General features: G+C 53.8%; 16 protein-coding genes. 8 read left to right on the top strand and 8 right to left on the bottom strand.

Annotated elements, in window-relative coordinates; genetic code table 11:
- Nucleotides 1-30: 30 nt before the first annotated feature.
- From tauD to mmuP, 6 genes are all read right to left on the bottom strand, one after another.
- Complete coding sequence (gene tauD / locus DFO52_RS17555) at nt 31-882, bottom strand: taurine dioxygenase (RefSeq protein WP_059346232.1); 852 nt, start codon at nt 880-882, stop codon at nt 31-33.
- Complete coding sequence (gene tauC / locus DFO52_RS17550) at nt 879-1,706, bottom strand: taurine ABC transporter permease TauC (RefSeq protein ID WP_010427972.1); 828 nt, start codon at nt 1,704-1,706, stop codon at nt 879-881. Before tauC ends, tauD begins: the two co-directional genes overlap by 4 nt.
- The gene (tauB, locus tag DFO52_RS17545) at nt 1,703-2,470 is read right to left on the bottom strand and encodes a taurine ABC transporter ATP-binding subunit (protein WP_133550859.1); all 768 of its coding nucleotides are present in this window, start codon (nt 2,468-2,470) and stop codon (nt 1,703-1,705) included. The genes tauC and tauB overlap by 4 nt, the downstream gene beginning before the upstream one ends.
- A 10-nt stretch (nt 2,471-2,480) precedes the next feature.
- A complete protein-coding gene (gene tauA / locus DFO52_RS17540) occupies nt 2,481-3,443 on the bottom strand; it encodes a taurine ABC transporter substrate-binding protein (protein ID WP_023293188.1) in 963 nt (320 codons plus the stop codon).
- A 240-nt stretch (nt 3,444-3,683) separates the two neighbouring features.
- Nucleotides 3,684-4,616, bottom strand: coding sequence for a homocysteine S-methyltransferase (gene mmuM, locus DFO52_RS17535; protein ID WP_133550858.1), 933 nt, complete (start codon nt 4,614-4,616; stop codon nt 3,684-3,686).
- Nucleotides 4,603-6,003, bottom strand: coding sequence for an S-methylmethionine permease (mmuP, locus tag DFO52_RS17530; protein WP_023334652.1), 1,401 nt, complete (start codon nt 6,001-6,003; stop codon nt 4,603-4,605). Before mmuP ends, mmuM begins: the two co-directional genes overlap by 14 nt.
- A 363-nt stretch (nt 6,004-6,366) precedes the next feature.
- Here mmuP and DFO52_RS17525 point away from each other — a divergent pair, with 363 nt between their 5' ends.
- Together DFO52_RS17525 and DFO52_RS17520 are read left to right on the top strand one after the other, a co-directional pair.
- Nucleotides 6,367-7,476: an AI-2E family transporter gene (locus DFO52_RS17525; protein ID WP_029739734.1), complete on the top strand. Its 1,110-nt coding sequence runs from the start codon at nt 6,367-6,369 to the stop codon at nt 7,474-7,476.
- Nucleotides 7,477-7,596: 120 nt separating this feature from the next.
- Complete coding sequence (locus DFO52_RS17520) at nt 7,597-9,381, top strand: diguanylate cyclase (protein ID WP_133550857.1); 1,785 nt, start codon at nt 7,597-7,599, stop codon at nt 9,379-9,381.
- 12 nt (nt 9,382-9,393) lie between these two features.
- Here DFO52_RS17520 and DFO52_RS17515 read toward each other — a convergent pair whose 3' ends face one another.
- Together DFO52_RS17515 and DFO52_RS17510 are read right to left on the bottom strand one after the other, a co-directional pair.
- Nucleotides 9,394-9,798 (bottom strand): helix-turn-helix domain-containing protein, encoded by a 405-nt coding sequence (locus tag DFO52_RS17515; RefSeq protein ID WP_133550856.1) that lies wholly within the window; start codon nt 9,796-9,798, stop codon nt 9,394-9,396.
- Nucleotides 9,799-9,921: 123 nt separating this feature from the next.
- Entirely contained in the window at nt 9,922-10,566 is a 645-nt protein-coding gene (locus DFO52_RS17510; RefSeq protein WP_048975098.1) for a TetR/AcrR family transcriptional regulator, read from the bottom strand.
- Between the two features lie 179 nt (nt 10,567-10,745).
- Here DFO52_RS17510 and DFO52_RS17505 point away from each other — a divergent pair, with 179 nt between their 5' ends.
- From DFO52_RS17505 to DFO52_RS17480, 6 genes are all read left to right on the top strand, one after another.
- A complete protein-coding gene (locus DFO52_RS17505) occupies nt 10,746-12,242 on the top strand; it encodes an efflux transporter outer membrane subunit (protein WP_133550855.1) in 1,497 nt (498 codons plus the stop codon).
- A gap of 49 nt (nt 12,243-12,291) precedes the next feature.
- Nucleotides 12,292-13,434 (top strand): HlyD family efflux transporter periplasmic adaptor subunit, encoded by a 1,143-nt coding sequence (locus DFO52_RS17500; protein WP_047648609.1) that lies wholly within the window; start codon nt 12,292-12,294, stop codon nt 13,432-13,434.
- A gap of 13 nt (nt 13,435-13,447) precedes the next feature.
- A complete protein-coding gene (locus tag DFO52_RS17495) occupies nt 13,448-14,992 on the top strand; it encodes a DHA2 family efflux MFS transporter permease subunit (RefSeq protein ID WP_047742743.1) in 1,545 nt (514 codons plus the stop codon).
- A gap of 49 nt (nt 14,993-15,041) precedes the next feature.
- Nucleotides 15,042-15,338 carry a hypothetical protein gene (locus DFO52_RS17490; RefSeq protein WP_029739727.1) on the top strand — a complete coding sequence of 99 codons (297 nt, stop codon included), beginning with the start codon at nt 15,042-15,044 and terminating at the stop codon, nt 15,336-15,338.
- Between the two features lie 99 nt (nt 15,339-15,437).
- Nucleotides 15,438-16,133, top strand: coding sequence for a potassium channel family protein (locus DFO52_RS17485; RefSeq protein WP_029739726.1), 696 nt, complete (start codon nt 15,438-15,440; stop codon nt 16,131-16,133).
- Nucleotides 16,134-16,798: 665 nt separating this feature from the next.
- Nucleotides 16,799-17,293 (top strand): molybdopterin-dependent oxidoreductase, encoded by a 495-nt coding sequence (locus DFO52_RS17480; RefSeq protein ID WP_045356353.1) that lies wholly within the window; start codon nt 16,799-16,801, stop codon nt 17,291-17,293.
- Nucleotides 17,294-17,297 lie beyond the last annotated feature (4 nt).

The following is a 17,297-nucleotide window of genomic DNA, read 5'->3' as shown; positions in this document are numbered from 1 at the left end:
CCCTTTGGGGAGAGGGTTAGGGTGAGGGGATCAAGGCGCACGATAAAACGGCTTATCCCCCAAAATCGTCGCCCGCTGCATAATCCGGCGCTGCGGCAGATAGTCCGCATTGGCATAGTGCTGCGTTACGCGGTTATCCCAGATCGCCAGGTCGTTCTCCTGCCAGCGCCAGCGCACCTGAAACTCCGGCTTAGTGATATGCGCGAACAGGAATCCCAGCAGCGCCTCACTCTCTTTCTCGGACACGTCCACAATGCGCGTCGTGAACCCTTCGTTCACGAACAGCGCCTGCTTGCCCGTGACCGGATGGGTCCGCACCACCGGGTGCAGCAGCGGAGGATGCTTCGCGACCGCCTCCTGCCAGCGCTGATGTTCCTCTTCACTCTTGCGGTACTTGTATTCCTGGAATGATTTTTTGAAGTCGTGCTCCGCCCGCAGCCCGCTCAGCAGCGTCCGGAACGGCGCGGAGAGCGCCTCATACGCCGCAATCCCGCTGGTCCACAGCGTATCGCCGCCGGTTTCCGGCAGCAGCTTCGCCGCCAGAATCGCCCCGGCGGGCGGCGTCTCGATAAAAGTCACGTCGGTGTGCCAGTTGTCGTTATCCGGCGGGTTATCGTTGTGGGTGTCCAGAACGATAATCTCTTCCACCCCCTCCGCATGTGGATAGACGGGGTGGATATGCAGATCGCCAAAGCGCAGGGCCAGCGCGCGCTGCTGCTGCGGGGTGATCGCCTGTTCGCGCAGGAAAACGACCTGATGGCGCAGCACCGCGTGGTACAGCTGCTCAAACTGGTTATCGCTCAGCGGACGGGTCACATCCAGGCCCGACACCTGCGCGCCAATGTACGGCCCCAGCGGGGTAATGGTCAGACGTTCACTCATTGTATTTCTCCATGCCAGGGCGTCAGGCGACGCTGTAACGCGCGCAGCCCCAGTTCTAATCCGAAGGCGATCGCGGCGATCACCGCGATCCCTGCCAGCACCACGTCAGTCGCCAGGAACTCTCCCGCCGACTGCACCATAAAGCCAAGGCCGCGCGTGGCCGCAATCAGCTCTGCCGCCACCAGCGTGGACCAGCCCACGCCGAGGCCGATGCGCAGCCCGGTTAAAATCTCCGGCAGCGCGCCCGGTAAAATCACAAACAGCAGCACCTGCGTGCGGCTGGCACCCAGCGACTGCGCCGCGCGGATCCGCACCTGCTGGGCGCTCTTCACGCCCGCCAGCGCCGACATGGCAACCGGGGCGAAAATCGCCAGATAAATCAGCAGGATTTTTGACGTTTCACCGATGCCGAACCAGATCACCATCAGCGGCAGATACGCCAGCGGCGGCACCGGACGGTAAAGCTCGATCAGCGGATCGAGAATACCGCGCACCGTCGGGCTAAGCCCCATCGCAATGCCCACGGGAATGCCGATGATGACGGCAGCCAGAAGCGCCACCAGAATACGCGCCAGACTTGCACCTAAGTGCTGCCAGAGCGTGGCATCCATAAAGCCCTGCGGCCCGGCGATGGTAATGAGTTTGGCCAGCACCTGGCCCGGCGGCGGCAGAAACAGCGGGCTGACCCACTGCTGGGCAGCAACCGCCCACCACACCGCCAGCAGCACCAGCAGCGTACCGACGCTCAACGTGATTTGGCGCGAGAAAGGCCAGCGCAGCGCCAGACGCGTGCGGCGCGTTTTTTCACTGAAGACGATGCTCATGAGAAAGCCTCCCGTTGTTCAAACACGCGGCTTAAGACGTATTCACGCTGTTCGATAAACAGCGGATCGGATTTGATGCTGCGCACGGGTTCTCCCGCGACGTAGCGGCGAGCAAAATCCAGCGGCAAACGCTCCAGCACGCGGCCCGGCCCCGGCGAGAGCAGCACCAGCTCCGTCGCCATAAACACCGCCTCTTCGATATCGTGGGTAATCAACAGCACCTGCTTGCCCGTCTCGTGCCACAGGCGCAGCAGCAGGGTTTGCATCTGCTCGCGGGTGAAGGCATCCAGCGCCCCGAACGGCTCGTCCAGCAGCAACAGCTGCGGATTCGCGGCCAGCGCGCGGGCAATACCTACGCGCTGCCGCTGACCGCCGGAAAGCTGCCAGATAAAGCGTTTTTCCGCCCCTTCCAGCCCCACTTTTTTCAGCATCGTCCGCGCCGTTTCCAGCCGCTGTTGGCGATTGATACCCGCAAGCTGCAGCCCAAACGCCACGTTTTCCTGCACGTTGCGCCAGGGAAGCAATCCTTCGTTCTGGAAGACCACGCCGCGCTCGGCGCCCGGGCCTTCCACCTTTTTGCCTTCCAGTTGGATGGTGCCATGCTGATAAGGGACAAACCCGGCGATCAGATTCAGCAGCGTGGTTTTTCCGCACCCGGACGGGCCCAGCACCACCAGCAGCTCACCGCTGTCCAGCGTCAGGTTGATGTCCTCCAGCGCGGGCTTACCACCGTAATCGGCGTACAGGTTCGTAATATTCAGCATGGCGGACTCCTTATTTCACAAAACGATCGGTCACGTACTGGCTGTAATCCGCCGCCACCGCAGGCACTTTGCCCTGCTCTTTCAGGAAGGTGGCGGTATCCACAATCGCTTTGTTTACCGGCCCGGTCAGCTGCTGCACCTGCTGCGCGGGGGTCAGATAGGTATTGCCTTTCACCAGACCCGGCACGTCCGCTTCCGGCACGCCGCTCAGGCGGGAGAGTTTTTCCAGGTTGGCGGGCTGCTTCAGCCATTCATCCGGGTTAGAGATGTACGGCTGCTGGGCATCAATCGCGCTTTTGGCGAAGGCTTTCACCACCTCAGGATGTTTCTCGGCGAAGTCTTTGCGCACTACCCACACGTCGAGGGTTGGCGCGCCCCACTGCCCCACTTTTTCAGAGTCGGTCAGCACGGTGCCGTCTTTTTCCAGTTCGTTCACTGCCGGTGCCCACACGTAGGCCCCGTCAATATCCCCGCGCTGCCAGGCCGCGATAATCGCCGGCGGCTGCAGGTTGATAATTTGTACCTGACCCGGCTTGATGCCCCAGTGTTTCAGCGCCGCCAGCAGGCTGTAGTGGGTGGTGGAGATAAACGGCACGGCGATGCGTTTGCCGATCAGATCTTCCGGTTTGGTGATGTTCTTCTTCACCACCAGCGCTTCGGAGTTACCGAGCTGCGAGGCGAGCAGGAAAACCTCGATCGGCACCTGCTGGCTGGCCGCAACCGCCAGCGGGCTGGAGCCGATATTGCCGATCTGCACGTCGCCGGAGGCTAACGCACGCACGACGGACGCCCCGCTGTCAAACTTGCGCCAGTCGACTTTCGCGCCGCTCTCTTTGGCAAAGGTGTTGTCCGCCTGCGCGACTTTCGCCGGTTCCGCAGAGGTTTGATACGCGACGGTGACGTCCACCGCCTGCGCCTGAAAAGCCCACAGCGCCAGTGCGCCGAGAAGTGTGATTCGCGATGAAATTGCCATAGTGCCTGCTCCCCTTGTTGTTATGAGGGCAGTATTTCCGGCGCGGGAATTTTGATAAAGGAATAAAAATGAATCGCTCATAACGATTCGTTTTTAGATAAAAAGCGGGAAAGGATAGTTGGTTTTGTGCAGTTGTTTTTTTCCCCCTCTCCCCGTGGGAGAGGGTCAGGGTGAGGGCATCAGGCGCACGAAACCTTAGATGTAGGCCAGGTAAGGCGTAGCCGCCACCCGGCAAAGCACTCAGCGCTGCGCGTTCAGCTCAGCAATATCCTTGGGCGTGGTGCGACAGCATCCACCGATTAATTTGGCCCCGACTTCCAACCACTGCGGCAGATACCCCGCCAGCGTTTCGCACGCTTCACCGTGGTGATGCCAGGTTTTGGTGACCGCATCATAATGCTCGCCCGAGTTCGGATAGACCACCAGCGGCAGCGACGTCAGGCTTTGCAGATGCTTCAGCGCCGCCGTAGTGTTTTCCAGTGCGATGCAGTTAATGCCCAACGCGACAATCTGCGGAGAGTTTGCCAGCGCGCTGACCACCTCACGCAGCGGCGTACCGTCGCTCAGGTGTTCGCTGTCCCGCAGGGTAAAGGAGAACCACGCCCGGGCGCGGGGGTACTCGGTCAGAAGCGCCGCCAGCGCCTTAATCTCCACAAACGAAGGCAGCGTTTCGCAGGCCAGCAGGTCAGCGCCCGCATCCAGCAGCGCTTCCACGCGCGGGCGGTGGAAGGTGGTGAATTCTTCCGCACTGCGCACGTAGTCGCCGCGATACTCTGAGCCATCCGCCAGATACGCGCCGTACGGCCCCACGGAGCCCGCCACCAGCAGCGTGCCCGCGTGCGGGTTTTCAGCCAGATACGCTTCGCGCGCCTTACGCGCCAGCTCCACGCTTTTACCGATCAGCGCGCGGGACTGCGCCTCGTCAAGCCCTCGCGCCGCAAAGCCCGCAGGTGTGGCCTGATAGCTGGCGGTGATCGCCACCTGCGCGCCCGCGCGATAGTAATCAAGATGCACTTCACGGATGAGTTCCGGGTTTTCCACCAGCACTTTGGCTGACCAGAGGCTGTCTGCCAGGTTACAGCCGCGCGCTTCCAACTCCGTCGCCATCGCGCCATCCAGCACCACAAACGGCTGCTTTTCAAGGATGGCGGTAAGCGGATTATTCTGCGACATGTTCAGGCTCCTGCGATGTCATATTTCGGGTCAGGTAGTACGCACCATAACACAGGGCGACAAACGGAAGCCCGCAATAAAGGGCAATGCGCTGGCTCGGATCAAACCACAGGCCGACACAGGCCACCACGCAGAGGATAAAACCGAGCACCGGCACCAGCGGATACCACGGCGCGCGGTACTGCAGCGCAGAGAGCGGCTGGCCGGACTGCAGATGGCGACGACGGAAAACAAAGTGCGACGCGCAGATGCTGATCCACACCGCCACCACCGCAAAGCCAGAAATCGCCGAGAGCGCGACAAACACCGTGTCCGGGGCCACAACGCTTGAGAACAGCGCCAATACGCCCCCGAGCATAGAAACCGAGAGCGCCGTCAGCGGCACGCCGTTTTTGTTCACGCGGGCAAAGCAGCGCGGCAGCGTTTTCTCATTCGACAGCGACCACAGCATGCGCCCGGAAGCGTACAGACCCGAGTTCGCCGCCGAGAGGATCGCCGTCAGGATCACGAAGTTAACGATGTCTGCCGCGTAAGGAATACCGACCTTTTCAAACACCAGCACGAACGGGCTCTTTTCCACGCCCGCCTGCTGCATCGGGATCAGCGCCGCCAGCACAAATACGGTGCCGATAAAGAAGATAATCAGGCGCGCGATGGTGGTGCGGATCGCAACCGGAATCACCTTGTGCGGATTTTCCGTTTCGCCCGCCGCGATGCCGATAAGCTCCGTCCCGGAGAAGGCAAAGTTCACTGCCACCATGGTCATCAGGATCGGCAGGCCGCCGTGCGGGAACCAGCCTTCGGCAGTGATGTTGCTTAACCCCGGCGCGGGGGAACCGTCCTGCATCGGGATAAAGCCAAAGACCGCCGCCCCGCCAAGGATAATAAAGGCGATGATGGTGATGACTTTGACCAGAGAGAACCAGAATTCGCCTTCAGCAAAGAAGCGCGTCGAGATGACGTTCAGGCCAAAAATCACCACGCAGAAGACCACGCACCAGGCCCAGACGGGCACCTGCGGGAACCAGTACTGCATACAGAAGCCCGCGGCGGTGAAGCTGGAGCCAAGCGCCACCGTCCAGGTGAGCCAGTAGAGCCACGCCACGGTGTAGCCCGTCGCCGGGCCAAGATAGCGGGCGGCATAGACGTGGAACGCGCCGGTTTCCGGCATCGCCACGGAAAGCTCGCCCAGACACTGCATCACCAGCCAGACCACCAGCGCGCCTATCAGGTACGCCAGCAGCGTGCCCGCCGCCCCGGTCGTTGAAATGATGTATCCGGTATTGAAGAATAACCCTGTCCCAATCACGCCACCCAGCGAGAGCATAATCAGGTGGCGTGTTTTCATGGTGCGCTTAAGCTGCCCATTTTCTTGTTGTGTTTGCATATTACCTTCTATACGTATGGACATCTAAACATCCAAAGAAGGTGTGTTATACCGCGATTGTTAATAAAAAGCTAGATGACCAGACGCAAACGGGCACGCCTCGCGCTGAGTCTGGGGTGGGTGGTGAGGATCACATAGAGAATCGGACGCCAGGCCATAAGCACCTCCGCAAGCAGATACTTACAGCATGGTGCGGGAAAAGGCGATCTTCGGTCAGTCGAAAGTGGTATCCGTGAAGAGCAGATTCATACCGCAACACTGCCCGCAGGACGGTTAAGGCGCAGCCGCTACCCGGCGCAAGGTTGGTAATTCTCACAATCAGTTCTATAGTCGACACAGTTTCTTAGTAACCAGGACTGACTGATGCGCTTTAACGGACTGACCAAAGGTTTCTTTATCTTCATTCTCGCCCTTGTGACCTGGGCCTTCTTCGACGTGCTGTCGCCCTACTTCTCCGCGATACTCTGGGCCGCCATTCTGACCGTCATCTTCAACCCGGTAAAAAACAGGCTGCGCGCCGCGCTGGGGGATCGCAACGGGCTTGCCTCGCTGTTGACCATTGGCATTATCTGCCTGATCGTCTTTATCCCGTTGATGGTGATCCTCTCCTCGCTCGCCATTGAGCTGAACATGGTGTACACGAAGCTCCAGGAGAACAACACCCAGTTTCCGGAAGTGGTGGCGAGCATCTTCAACCATCTGCCTGACTGGGCCAGCGGCTTCCTGGCGGATCACAACCTGACCAACGCGGCGCAGATCCAGAAAAAACTCTCCGACGTCGCCCTGCAGGGCGGGCAATATCTCGCTGGCAGCGCGTTTCTGATTGGCAAGGGAACGTTTGGCTTTGCGATTAGCTTCGGCATCATGCTTTATCTGCTGTTCTTCCTGCTGAAAGACGGCCCGTATCTGGTGCGCCAAATCCTCGACTCCCTGCCGCTGTCTGATTTCGCCAAGCAGCACCTGTTCGCCAAATTCGTCGGCGTGTCGCGTGCCACGGTAAAAGGTACGGCGGCGGTGGCGGTGGTTCAGGGCATCCTCGGCGGGATTGCGTTTGCAATTGCCGGTATTGACGGCAGCGTGCTCTGGGGCGCGCTGATGGCCTTCCTCTCACTGGTGCCCGCCATCGGCTCGGCGATAGTCTGGGTGCCCGCCGCCATCTTCCTGTTCGCCACCCACCAGCTGTGGCAAGGGCTGTTTATTGTCGGCTTCTTCGTGATTATCGTCGGGCTGGTGGACAATATCCTGCGCCCGCTGCTGGTCGGGAAAGACACCAAAATGCCGGACTACCTGATTCTGATCTCCACCCTCGGCGGCATGGAGCTGTACGGCATTAACGGCTTTGTGATTGGGCCGCTCATTGCCGCGCTGTTTATCGCCTGCTGGAACCTCTTCTCAGGGCGCGATCACGAAGGTAACGCCGAAGAGCTGGACCCCGACTTCATCGAAGAAGGAAAAAATCCTCCAGAATTGTGAGGATGTGACGATATAGACCACACCAGGCGGCGCTGTGCCGCCTTTTTTTTCGCCTTAAATCAAACGTTTTCTATAATTTGAAAGAACGCCATCCTACTCATGTCGTAAAAGGATCATCAGGTGCGAATCGCAACGATTACAAACTGGGCCTATGGTGCCACGGTCTGCCTGACCATCGCCTCCGGCATTATCATGCTGATGGCGTCCAGTGCTGACACTGCTGAACGTCAGGCCGTTGAACAACGCCAGCGTTTTGATGAGCTTACGGAAGATATCGAAACCGATGCCTGGGCGCAGTCGGATTTAGCACGCCTTTACGTCATCAAAAAAGATCCGCAAACGTTAAAGGAATATAGCCAGTCAGAAAACAACCTGAAGAGCGTTGAAATCCGGCTTGAAAAGCTGCGGGACAACGGCGCATCGGATGATGAGCTGTCCCTGCTGCGCGAAGGCATAAAAATTATCGATGAGCTGCAGGACGAACAGCAAACCGCCCTCTCAAGCCTTGAACGAGGAGAAGACGCACAAGCCGTTGCGCTGCTCTACGGTGCGCCCTATGAGCAGGAGCTGGAGCGCGCGCAGAACCAGATCGATCACTTCCGCCAGATACTCGACAAACGCGTCATCGCCTCCGTTCAGGACGCGACAAAAAAATCGAAAGCGCTGCGTACGGCGTCTGAGCTGATGGTCGGCCTGACCGCCCTGCTGTTCCTGTTTGTTCTCGGCTTTATATTGAAGCGCCGCGTGCTGCGTCCCGTGGTGCGCCTGAGCGACGTGGTGCACCGCCTGGCATCCCAGGATTACGCGGTTGAAACGCCCAATTTCAACCAGATTGATGAGATTGGCGACATGGCCCAGGCCATCCGCATCTTCCGCGAAAACGGCCTGGCGCGACAGCGTCTGGAAAAAGAGCGCGATGCCGACTGGGCCATCCGCGAGCTGCTGGCGCGCATGACCCAGCGGCTGCAGGGGTGTGAGAACTTTAACGATGTGATTAACGTGGCGGAGCTGTTTGCGCCTAATATCGCGCCGGGGATCGCGGGCCGACTTTACGTCCTTGACCGGGAGCCGTGGCAGATGCGCTGCGTCGCGCAATGGCTTTCACCGGTTGGTGAAGAGACGAGCTTCCATCCTGACGAGTGCTGGGCCGTACGCCGCGGGCAGAGCCACCCGCCGGTAAACGGTGAGCCGGATATCGCCTGCTATCATCTTCCGGCCCCCCAGGCGGATAGCTCGCTGTGCGTGCCGCTTATCGCCCAGGGCGAGGCCATTGGCCTGCTCTCCTTTCAGAATATTACGACGGACAACGCCCCTTCCCGCGCGTATCTGGAACTGATGGCCGAAGCGCTCGGGCTGGCGCTGGCCAACCAGCGTCTGCGCGACGCGCTGCTGGAAAAAGCCTTGTTCGACCCGCTCACCGGCCTGCGTAATCGTCATCATCTGGAAGATACCCTGCAAACCCAAACGGCACAGGCGTTGCGTACCGGCGAGCCGTTAAGCTGCATGATGATCGACATCGATCACTTCAAGAGCATCAATGACCGCTTCGGCCATGAAGCGGGCGATCAGGTGATTAAAAGCGTGGCGTCAATTGTTCAGCGGGCCGCACATGATAACGGGCTCGCATTCCGCTACGGGGGCGAAGAGTTTCTGGTGCTGCTTCCCGGAGCCGATGAACCAGAGGCGCACGCTTGCGCGCAGAAGATTTACAATAGCGTGCATGAGCTGTCGCTTCGCTACGGGCTGACCGAGATTGGGCCGGTGGATGTGTCGATTGGCATTGCCAGCTACCCGCAACATGCCCAGACTGACAACCTGCTGCGCGCCGCGGATGTGGCCTTGTACCGGGCGAAAGAGCTGGGCCGCGCGCGGATTGTGAGCTTTGGGATGCTGGAGGCGGGTTAGCGGATTATCGCTTTATTCGCGCGTTACCTCAGTAATCAACATCGACAACCCATTCATGTAGTGACTTTTTTTAGCCAGCTCGCGGTATTTGGTTGGGGAGAGCCCATATTGATTCGAGAACGCTCTGCTGAACGTTGACGGCTCCTCGTATCCTAACATCGTGAATATATCTGAAACAGAGAGCTGCGTATGTCTGAGCATATGCGCGGCCCTTTCAAGTTTCCGGCTTCGGATATAGAGACCTATACTTATGCCACACTCCTGGCGAAAGTTCCGTTGAATGTAAGCCAGTGAATAACCGGATTTCCGCGCCACATCTAAAACGGTAATGGGCCGGTATAAATTCGAGTCAATCCAGTGAGTAAGAGACTTAATTACAGCTTCACGATCTTTTAAGAGAGTAAACTTTATACACATAAGTATCCACGAAATTTTATTTACAAGAAGGCCGCTGGCAAAGTCATCCAATGACAATTGAAAATAAATATTCCCAAAAGAAAAATCACCCTAATAATAGGGTGAAAGAACACTTACTGTATTTTATAAAGATGTCTTTGCTACATCTTCAATTTTTTCAGGACCATACAGTTTCATAAATGCATTAACGGAGGCTTGCGCCTTCATGACGATTTCACTTTCGTCAGGCTGATCCTTTCTTGCTTTTAAAAGCAAGGGTTCCAGTATGTCGGCCTGGAGAAGAGAACGAAAATACTCAGCCGCCAGCACAGGATCATCTTTTCTTAAAATATTTTGATTCATTAAATCGGTAAAAAGCGCCGAAACATTTGAACGCAATTTTTGCATTCGCGCATAATATAATTCTCCGATACCCGATCTTCCGGCCTCGGAAATCATTAATCTTTGCAAATCCACAATATCCGGAGAGCAAATATAGCGTAAAAAGGCAACGGCAAATTGCTCGATGACCAGCTGTGGTGATTTTCTGAAAAGGCGCACCTGCCCCGCAGTTTCAATAGTCATGCTCTTTATATACTGTTCAGTTTCTGAAGACATGCATTCTACAAATAGCTCTTCTTTCGAAGAAAAGTGACTGTAAATTGTCGATTTTGAGCCACCAACAATCGCGTTAATCTCTGAGATAGATGTGGCATCAAATCCTTTTTGTCGAAACAGTCCGGATGCGACTTCCAGAATCTGTTGCCGTTTAAGCGCTCTTTTATCCATATGTTTCCTCGTTAGTTTAGGTGCCTGGCCGGGGCCAACACTTTTTGTTCTCTGATTTCGGAATCACGTCAGATAGTAGGGTTCGTAATCGTACTGACGAGTACATTTTCATTTGACGGCGCTCAGAAGTCAAGATATAAAGTGTACCGTACTGTACGGTACTGTATTTGGACTTCTCTATGAACAGCATGACGAGCGTACTGATGAAAGGTTTTCAGGAGACACTCCTGGGGTGTCGTATTTCCGGTTTAACCCGGTCCAGCATAGTGATGGGCTGTGTTGTCATTTCCGCCATCAGTATGAGCGGATGCGCCATAATCCCCGATCTTGGCACCCCACCGTCTATGAAGACGGTCTCACAACTTAAAAGCGATCAAAGTTTCCCACACCAGAACGGCCAGTGGCCGAAAGATTACTGGTGGAAGAAATACGGTGACGAGCAGCTCAACGGGCTGATTGATGACGCGCTTAAAAATTCCCCTACGCTTAACATCGCCGAAGCTCGCGTGAAGCAGGCGCAGGCGATGACGCAAAGCGCGAGCGGATCGCTTTTCCCTGAGGTCACCGCAAACGCCAGCTTTATGCGGGACAAAATGAGTTACAACTATGTGACGCCTGAAAGCGCAACGCCTCAAAACTGGAACAGCTACGGGCGCACCACGCTTGATATGAGCTGGGAAATTGATTTTTGGGGTAAAAACCGCGCAGCGCTCGCGGCTGCGACGTCTGGTGAAATGGCGGCTGTAGCGGAAGAAGCACAAACAAGGCTGGTGCTCTCTTCTTCTATTGTTACCGTTTACGCGGAGCTGGCGCATTTATACACCGTTCGCGAAACGCTTAACGACACCCTCACTATACGAACCAGTACGCTCGCGTTGTTCCAGCAACGACATGACGCGGGGCTTGAAGATTTATCCAGCCTTCAACAGGTCGAGACGCGTCAACTCAACGCAAAAGCAAACCTGGTGGCAATAGATGAAGCTATTGCGATCAAAAAACATGAGCTCGCGGCACTGATCGGCGATGGGCCTGACAGATCGCTGGCAATCACCGCGCCTAAGGCAACGCTTTTAGCGCATGAGGAACTTCCTCAGAATATTGCATTGGATCTGATTGGTCGCCGTCCTGATATAGTCGCGGCACGTTTACGCGCCGAGGCGGCAGCAGAGCAAATCAAACAGAAAAAAGCCGGTTTTTACCCAAGCGTTAATCTGGTTGCCTTTGCCGGGTTCCAGTCACTGGGTATTAACAACCTTACCCGGAGTGGCTCAGCAATTGGCAGCTTTGGCCCGGCCATATCGTTGCCAATATTTAATACGCAGAAGCTCCAGGGTGATTTGAAATACGCCAGCGGTGAATATGACATTGCGGTGCAGGTTTATAACGACACGTTAACGAATGCACTTCGTGAAGTGAGCGATGCGCTCACCAGCAGAGCCTCACTGAAAGACGAGATGCTTTATTCCCAGGGAGCAGTCACGTCGGCAGAAAAAGCGTATTCCCTCACCAAACAAAGATATGAAGGAAAGGTCGCTGATTATCTGGACGTGTTGTCCTCGGAAGATGAGCTGGTCGCGGCCCGCCGAAAATTAGCCGATGTAAATTCTCGCGCCTTTACGATTGACGTCGCATTAGCGCGCGCATTAGGCGGCGGATATACCTCGAGCAAACAGTGATTTTTTAACACCAGGTTAATTACTAAATAGTGGAAAGAAAGGAAATAAAATGAGTCATTCTGCAGCTATTGAAAATCAAAATATTGAATCATCCGATATCAAAAAGAAAAAAAGAAAACGTTTATTCTCTTATCTCGCATTAAGCATCGCGCTGGCTGGCGCAGGCTCGTTCGCATACTGGGAATTAGTGGGTTCCCGATATGTTGAAACCGATAACGCCTATACCGATGTTGAGTCCGCTCAGCTCTCTTCCGCGATCACCGGTACGGTCAGTGCCATCCTGGTCACGGATTCTCAGGTGGTAAAAAAAGGTGATGTTCTGATCCAGCTGGATCCTACTGACGCAGAGTTAGCGCTTAATCAGGCGGAAGCAAACCTGAACCTGGCCATTCGGCGGGTAAATGGATATAAGGCCACCGACACAAAACTCGGCGCAGAAGTTGTGGCGAATGAAAAAGAGCAAAAACGCCTGCTGGCCCAGGTTGATGCCGCAAACGCTGACTTCCAGCGCGCGACGGTTGACCTCAAGCGACGCGAAGCGTTAATGCAGACGGGCGCGATTTCAGGCGACGAACTGACGCGAATTCAAAACGTTTACGCTTCCGCACTGGCAAACCTGAATGCCGCTAAAGCCGCCGTGGCGCAAGCAGATGCGGCAAGACAGGCGGCGGTGGGTGCAAGACAGGCAAATGCCGTGATGATTGAGGATGCAAATACCGAAACCAACCCGGAAGTTGCTCTCGCCAGAGCCAAGCGCGATCAGGCCAGACTGGATCTGGAAAGAACCGTGATCCGTTCGCCTGTCGATGGCGTGGTTGCTCGTCGCCAGGTCGAGCTTGGACAACGCGTCCAGCCTTCCACACCGTTACTGTCCGTGGTGCCGGTGCAGCAAATTCACGTCAATGCCAACTTCAAGGAAGTTCAGCTCCAGCATGTAAAAGTGGGACAGAAGGTAGAACTGGTAAGCGATCTGTATGGCGATAGCGTGCCTTTCCATGGAACGGTAGAAGGCTTTGATGGCGGCACCGGCGCAGCGTTTTCAATTATTCCTGCGCAGAACGCAACGGGTAACTGGATTAAGGTTGTTCAGCGTTTGCCGGTGCGCATCAAACTCAATGCTGATGAGCTTGCAGCGCATCCGTTGCGGGTTGGTCTGTCCATGAAAGCGACAGTTAACTTAAAAAGTGAATAACGGAAACCAGGCCATGTCTACATTAGTTATCGATAATCAGCCGCCTTCGCTGAAAGGCGGTATGTTATGGATTGGTGCCCTGGTACTTGCAATGGCTAACTTTTTAGCCGTGCTCAACATGACCATTGCAAACGTCACTCAACCCAACATGGCTGGTGCCCTGGGCGCAGGAACCAGCCAGGGCACGTGGATCATCACGGCCTATGCCGTGGCTGAAGCCATCACGGTGCCGCTATCAGGATGGTTAACAACACGGTTCGGCGGCGTGCGCGTTTTCTCCGTTTCCGTGTTCATGTTCGGTATTTTCTCTTTGCTTTGCGGCCTTTCCACTTCGCTGGGAATGCTGCTGCTGATGAGGGTTTTTCAGGGCATGGCGGGAGGCCCCCTGATGGCCTTATCACAAACGTTACTGCTGCGTATTTTCCCGAAAGAAAAATCCATGCAGGCGACGGGACTATGGGCGATGACAACATTGCTCGCGCCCGTGATAGGCCCGGTTCTTGGCGGATGGATTTGCGATCATTACAGCTGGTCGTGGGTGTTTATCATCAACGTTCCGATGGCAATCGCTTTTTCAGTCGTGGCGTGGTCAGTACTGAAAATCTTCGAAGATACGCTGGTTAATAACTCTATTGATATCGTTGGGTTTATTTTATTGGTGATCTGGGTTGGTGCCCTGCAGATCATGCTCGATGAAGGGAAAGACCTTGACTGGTTTGCCTCAGAGGAAATTTGCGTTCTGGCGATTATTGCCTGTATTGGCTTTTTAAGTTTCTGTATCTGGGAGCTGACCGCTGAACATCCGATTGTCGATATCAGAGTGTTTCGCCATCGCGGTTTTTCGGCCAGCATGTTTGTGCTCGCACTCGCGTTTGGATGTTTTTTTGGTCTGAATGTCCTCACGCCTTTGTGGCTACAATATAACTTAGGGTATACAACAACATGGGCAGGGATTGTGGTGGCCTGGGGCGGACTTCTGCAGGTAGTATTTTCTCCGGTTGCCGCTAACCTTTCTAACAAAATCGATCCGCGCATACTTATCTTCTTTGGCTGCGCCTGGCTGGGTCTCGACACCTTCTGGCGATCCTATGCGACGACCGATATGGACTACTGGTCCATCTGCGTACCTTTGTTATTCATGGGCGTTGGCATGCCGCTGTACTATGTCCCTATTACGGGGCTTGCAATGGGCTCTGTAGATGAAACGGAAATGGCTTCAGCCGCGGGGCTAATGAACTTTGTTCGAACGTTATCGGGTGCGTTTGCCACATCGCTCGTAACGACGTCATGGCAGGACCAGCGCTATATAGCACATGACAAACTGGCGTCCGTCGTCGACCCTACTGGCGATCTTTCGCACTACATTAGTTCGGCCCCTCAGCAAGGTGGACAATTTGTGCGCGAGCTTTTTGACAAGATGGTAAACAGCCAGAGCATGATGCTGTCGACCAATAATCTGATGATGTCGATCGGCGTGATATTTTTTATCGCTGCATTTGCAATTGCATTAGCGCCTAAACCTTCGCGCGTGGTGGATGCCGCGTCTGTAGGACACTGATATTTATTCAGCACAAGGACGTGAGTATCAAAAAAACAGAGAAAATCTGATGGACAGTAAATCATATACGCCGGGCAGTCGGGATATTCTGTACAAGAAAATATTTCTTTCAATTTCCGAAATGAAATACCTTGAAAGGGAAATAAAAAAGTTCAACTGGCTAGAACGTACTTTTTTAAGGAAAAAAGAGTTCTATAAAATGCAATATCACAAAAGCAAATGTGACAGCAATTTCTTTAGATTTATCAACAGCGGACAGGACAACCAGAATACGTTAATTCATATCCTTGAACAATTACCTGAAAATCATCCTGACAGAACATGGCTGACGGGCTTCCTGATTTGAAACCATCAGGCAAATAACGAAATAAGCCACAAGCCGTATCCCGGCTGATTAACATTCCGGATGTGACATATATAAAAACTCTAAATTCAGGTTAACATCATGAAAATGAGTGACTTTCAATGTCTTATTGAAAAGAATAGCGATTATAAGGATGTTTGTCTCACCATTCTTCTAATACTGCAGGTTTTAACCATTTTTATCATTTCACCCGTTACGGAGAGCGAACATAAAAACTATCACTGGCTTAACAATGCGCTGTTCTCAGCAATGGCCTTGATTTCGGTATTCATTGTTTCGAAGGATATAAAAAGGTATCTGGCTATCCTCAGTTTTTCTTTTTGTCTGGTCGGGTTGGCCGTCGGGTCAACAACGACCACGCACAAAACCACAGGGGTACTGGTTCTCCTGTCAGGGATTTTTTTCTGTCTCAACGTTAGCTGGATTGTGGCGAAACAGGTTTTCGATGAGGGTGTTGTGACGCTGCATCGCATTCGCGGCGCCATGGTTATCTATCTGAATATCTCACTTTTGTTTGCGCTACTGGACTGTTTACTGGTGGGATTCATTCCAGATGCATATACAGGAATATCGGACGATAACTCAATTGAAACGATGCTTTACTTCAGCCTCACCACGCTAACCACCCTTGGCTATGGAGATATTCTGGCAATACATCCTTTTGCACGTAATCTGGCGATGCTTGAAGCGGTGATGGGTCAATTCTATATGGGAACAATGATTGCTATTTTAGTCGGTTTACATATAGCACAGAGGACTCCTGCGTCAAAAAAGTGAATAAATGCTATTTTAAACATGCCGGATATATATCATTTTGCTGGCAGAAAAAAGTGGACGCTTCCCAGTGGAAGAAGCGTCCAAAAATCAGGCAATTATTCAGACACAGATTGAAACCGTAAACTGACGATCTCATCGATAATATCTCACACCCCTTTCTCTTCATTATTTACATTTTCTGCCATGGCATAAGAAAAAGCTCATTCTGGAGGCGTTAGCGTTTTTAGCAGGCGTGTTACCCGCGCAAACCGGCAGGATAGTATTCATCCCGTCGGGAGCTGCGTAACCAGTGGCTTTTCACGTGAGGTGGACGAATTGTGCACAGCGCCGGCCGCGCCGCTTTCATGAGGGCGATACCCATGCTGAGCGGTTGCATGCTCGCCGTTTCATCACGGGTAAAATCAGTGGTGTAAGATGATTACAATCAATTAAAGCGATCATTTTTTAAACACATGAGAGCTTATGCAAGCAACTTTAGCTTTTCTCAAAAAGTTAAGCGTCATCACACTGTCCTACACCCGTTCAACACAAATCACTAAGTAATTGATTTAATTGAGATTAAATCAGTAAAAATTCTAAAAACCATTACTACTCAACAAAATATATAAACTAGTGTGATATCTAAATTATAATTCTTATACTTCTGTTAAAAAGTGGAGGCCAAAATGCGATTAACCCTACTGCTGTTATGCTGTCTCGTACAAAGTGTAACCTGGGCTGGCGAACTGCCAAAACCAGTTGGTAAACCCATTTTAACGATTTACGGTAATATAGAAAATACCAATGAAAATGGAAAAGCAGTGTTTGATCTCGCCAGCCTTGAAAAACTGGGTGTGGTGAGTTTCGAGACGACATCTCCCTGGTATAACGGTCGTACGAAGTTTGAGGGTGTTCCCATGAATAAACTCATGGATTATGTGGGTGCGAAGGGAACTAACGTTAATGTTATTGCGCTCAATGATTACTCTACCGTGATCCCTCTCAGCGACTTTAAAAAATACAACGCCATACTTGCCCTGAAGATCAATGGCGAATATATGCGCATCCGCGATAAAGGCCCATCATTCATTGTATACCCCTATGACAGTCTTCCTGAGTTGAATAATCAGATTTATTACTCGCGTTCAGCATGGCAGGTTAGCAAAATGAAGATTGAGTAGTCGT

The sequence above is a fragment of the Enterobacter sp. AG326 genome (assembly GCF_004362415.1).
Lineage (GTDB): Bacteria > Pseudomonadota > Gammaproteobacteria > Enterobacterales > Enterobacteriaceae > Enterobacter > Enterobacter asburiae.
Note: the sequence above shows the minus strand (reverse complement) of the source record. Positions and strands in the feature narration are given on the sequence as shown.

Bases quoted from the DNA above. Each gene is read 5' to 3' on its own strand.
- tauA (WP_023293188.1), bottom strand. From the start codon at position 3,443: ATGGCAATTTCATCGCGAATCACACTTCTCGGCGCACTGGCGCTGTGG.
- DFO52_RS17480 (WP_045356353.1), top strand. From the start codon at position 16,799: ATGCGATTAACCCTACTGCTGTTATGCTGTCTCGTACAAAGTGTAACC.
- DFO52_RS17515 (WP_133550856.1), bottom strand. From the start codon at position 9,798: ATGTGTATAAAGTTTACTCTCTTAAAAGATCGTGAAGCTGTAATTAAG.
- mmuP (WP_023334652.1), bottom strand. From the start codon at position 6,003: ATGCAAACACAACAAGAAAATGGGCAGCTTAAGCGCACCATGAAAACA.
- DFO52_RS17505 (WP_133550855.1), top strand. From the start codon at position 10,746: ATGAACAGCATGACGAGCGTACTGATGAAAGGTTTTCAGGAGACACTC.
- DFO52_RS17510 (WP_048975098.1), bottom strand. From the start codon at position 10,566: ATGGATAAAAGAGCGCTTAAACGGCAACAGATTCTGGAAGTCGCATCC.
- mmuM (WP_133550858.1), bottom strand. From the start codon at position 4,616: ATGTCGCAGAATAATCCGCTTACCGCCATCCTTGAAAAGCAGCCGTTT.
- tauB (WP_133550859.1), bottom strand. From the start codon at position 2,470: ATGCTGAATATTACGAACCTGTACGCCGATTACGGTGGTAAGCCCGCG.
- tauD (WP_059346232.1), bottom strand. From the start codon at position 882: ATGAGTGAACGTCTGACCATTACCCCGCTGGGGCCGTACATTGGCGCG.
- tauC (WP_010427972.1), bottom strand. From the start codon at position 1,706: ATGAGCATCGTCTTCAGTGAAAAAACGCGCCGCACGCGTCTGGCGCTG.
- DFO52_RS17500 (WP_047648609.1), top strand. From the start codon at position 12,292: ATGAGTCATTCTGCAGCTATTGAAAATCAAAATATTGAATCATCCGAT.
- DFO52_RS17485 (WP_029739726.1), top strand. From the start codon at position 15,438: ATGAAAATGAGTGACTTTCAATGTCTTATTGAAAAGAATAGCGATTAT.
- DFO52_RS17490 (WP_029739727.1), top strand. From the start codon at position 15,042: ATGGACAGTAAATCATATACGCCGGGCAGTCGGGATATTCTGTACAAG.
- DFO52_RS17525 (WP_029739734.1), top strand. From the start codon at position 6,367: ATGCGCTTTAACGGACTGACCAAAGGTTTCTTTATCTTCATTCTCGCC.
- DFO52_RS17495 (WP_047742743.1), top strand. From the start codon at position 13,448: ATGTCTACATTAGTTATCGATAATCAGCCGCCTTCGCTGAAAGGCGGT.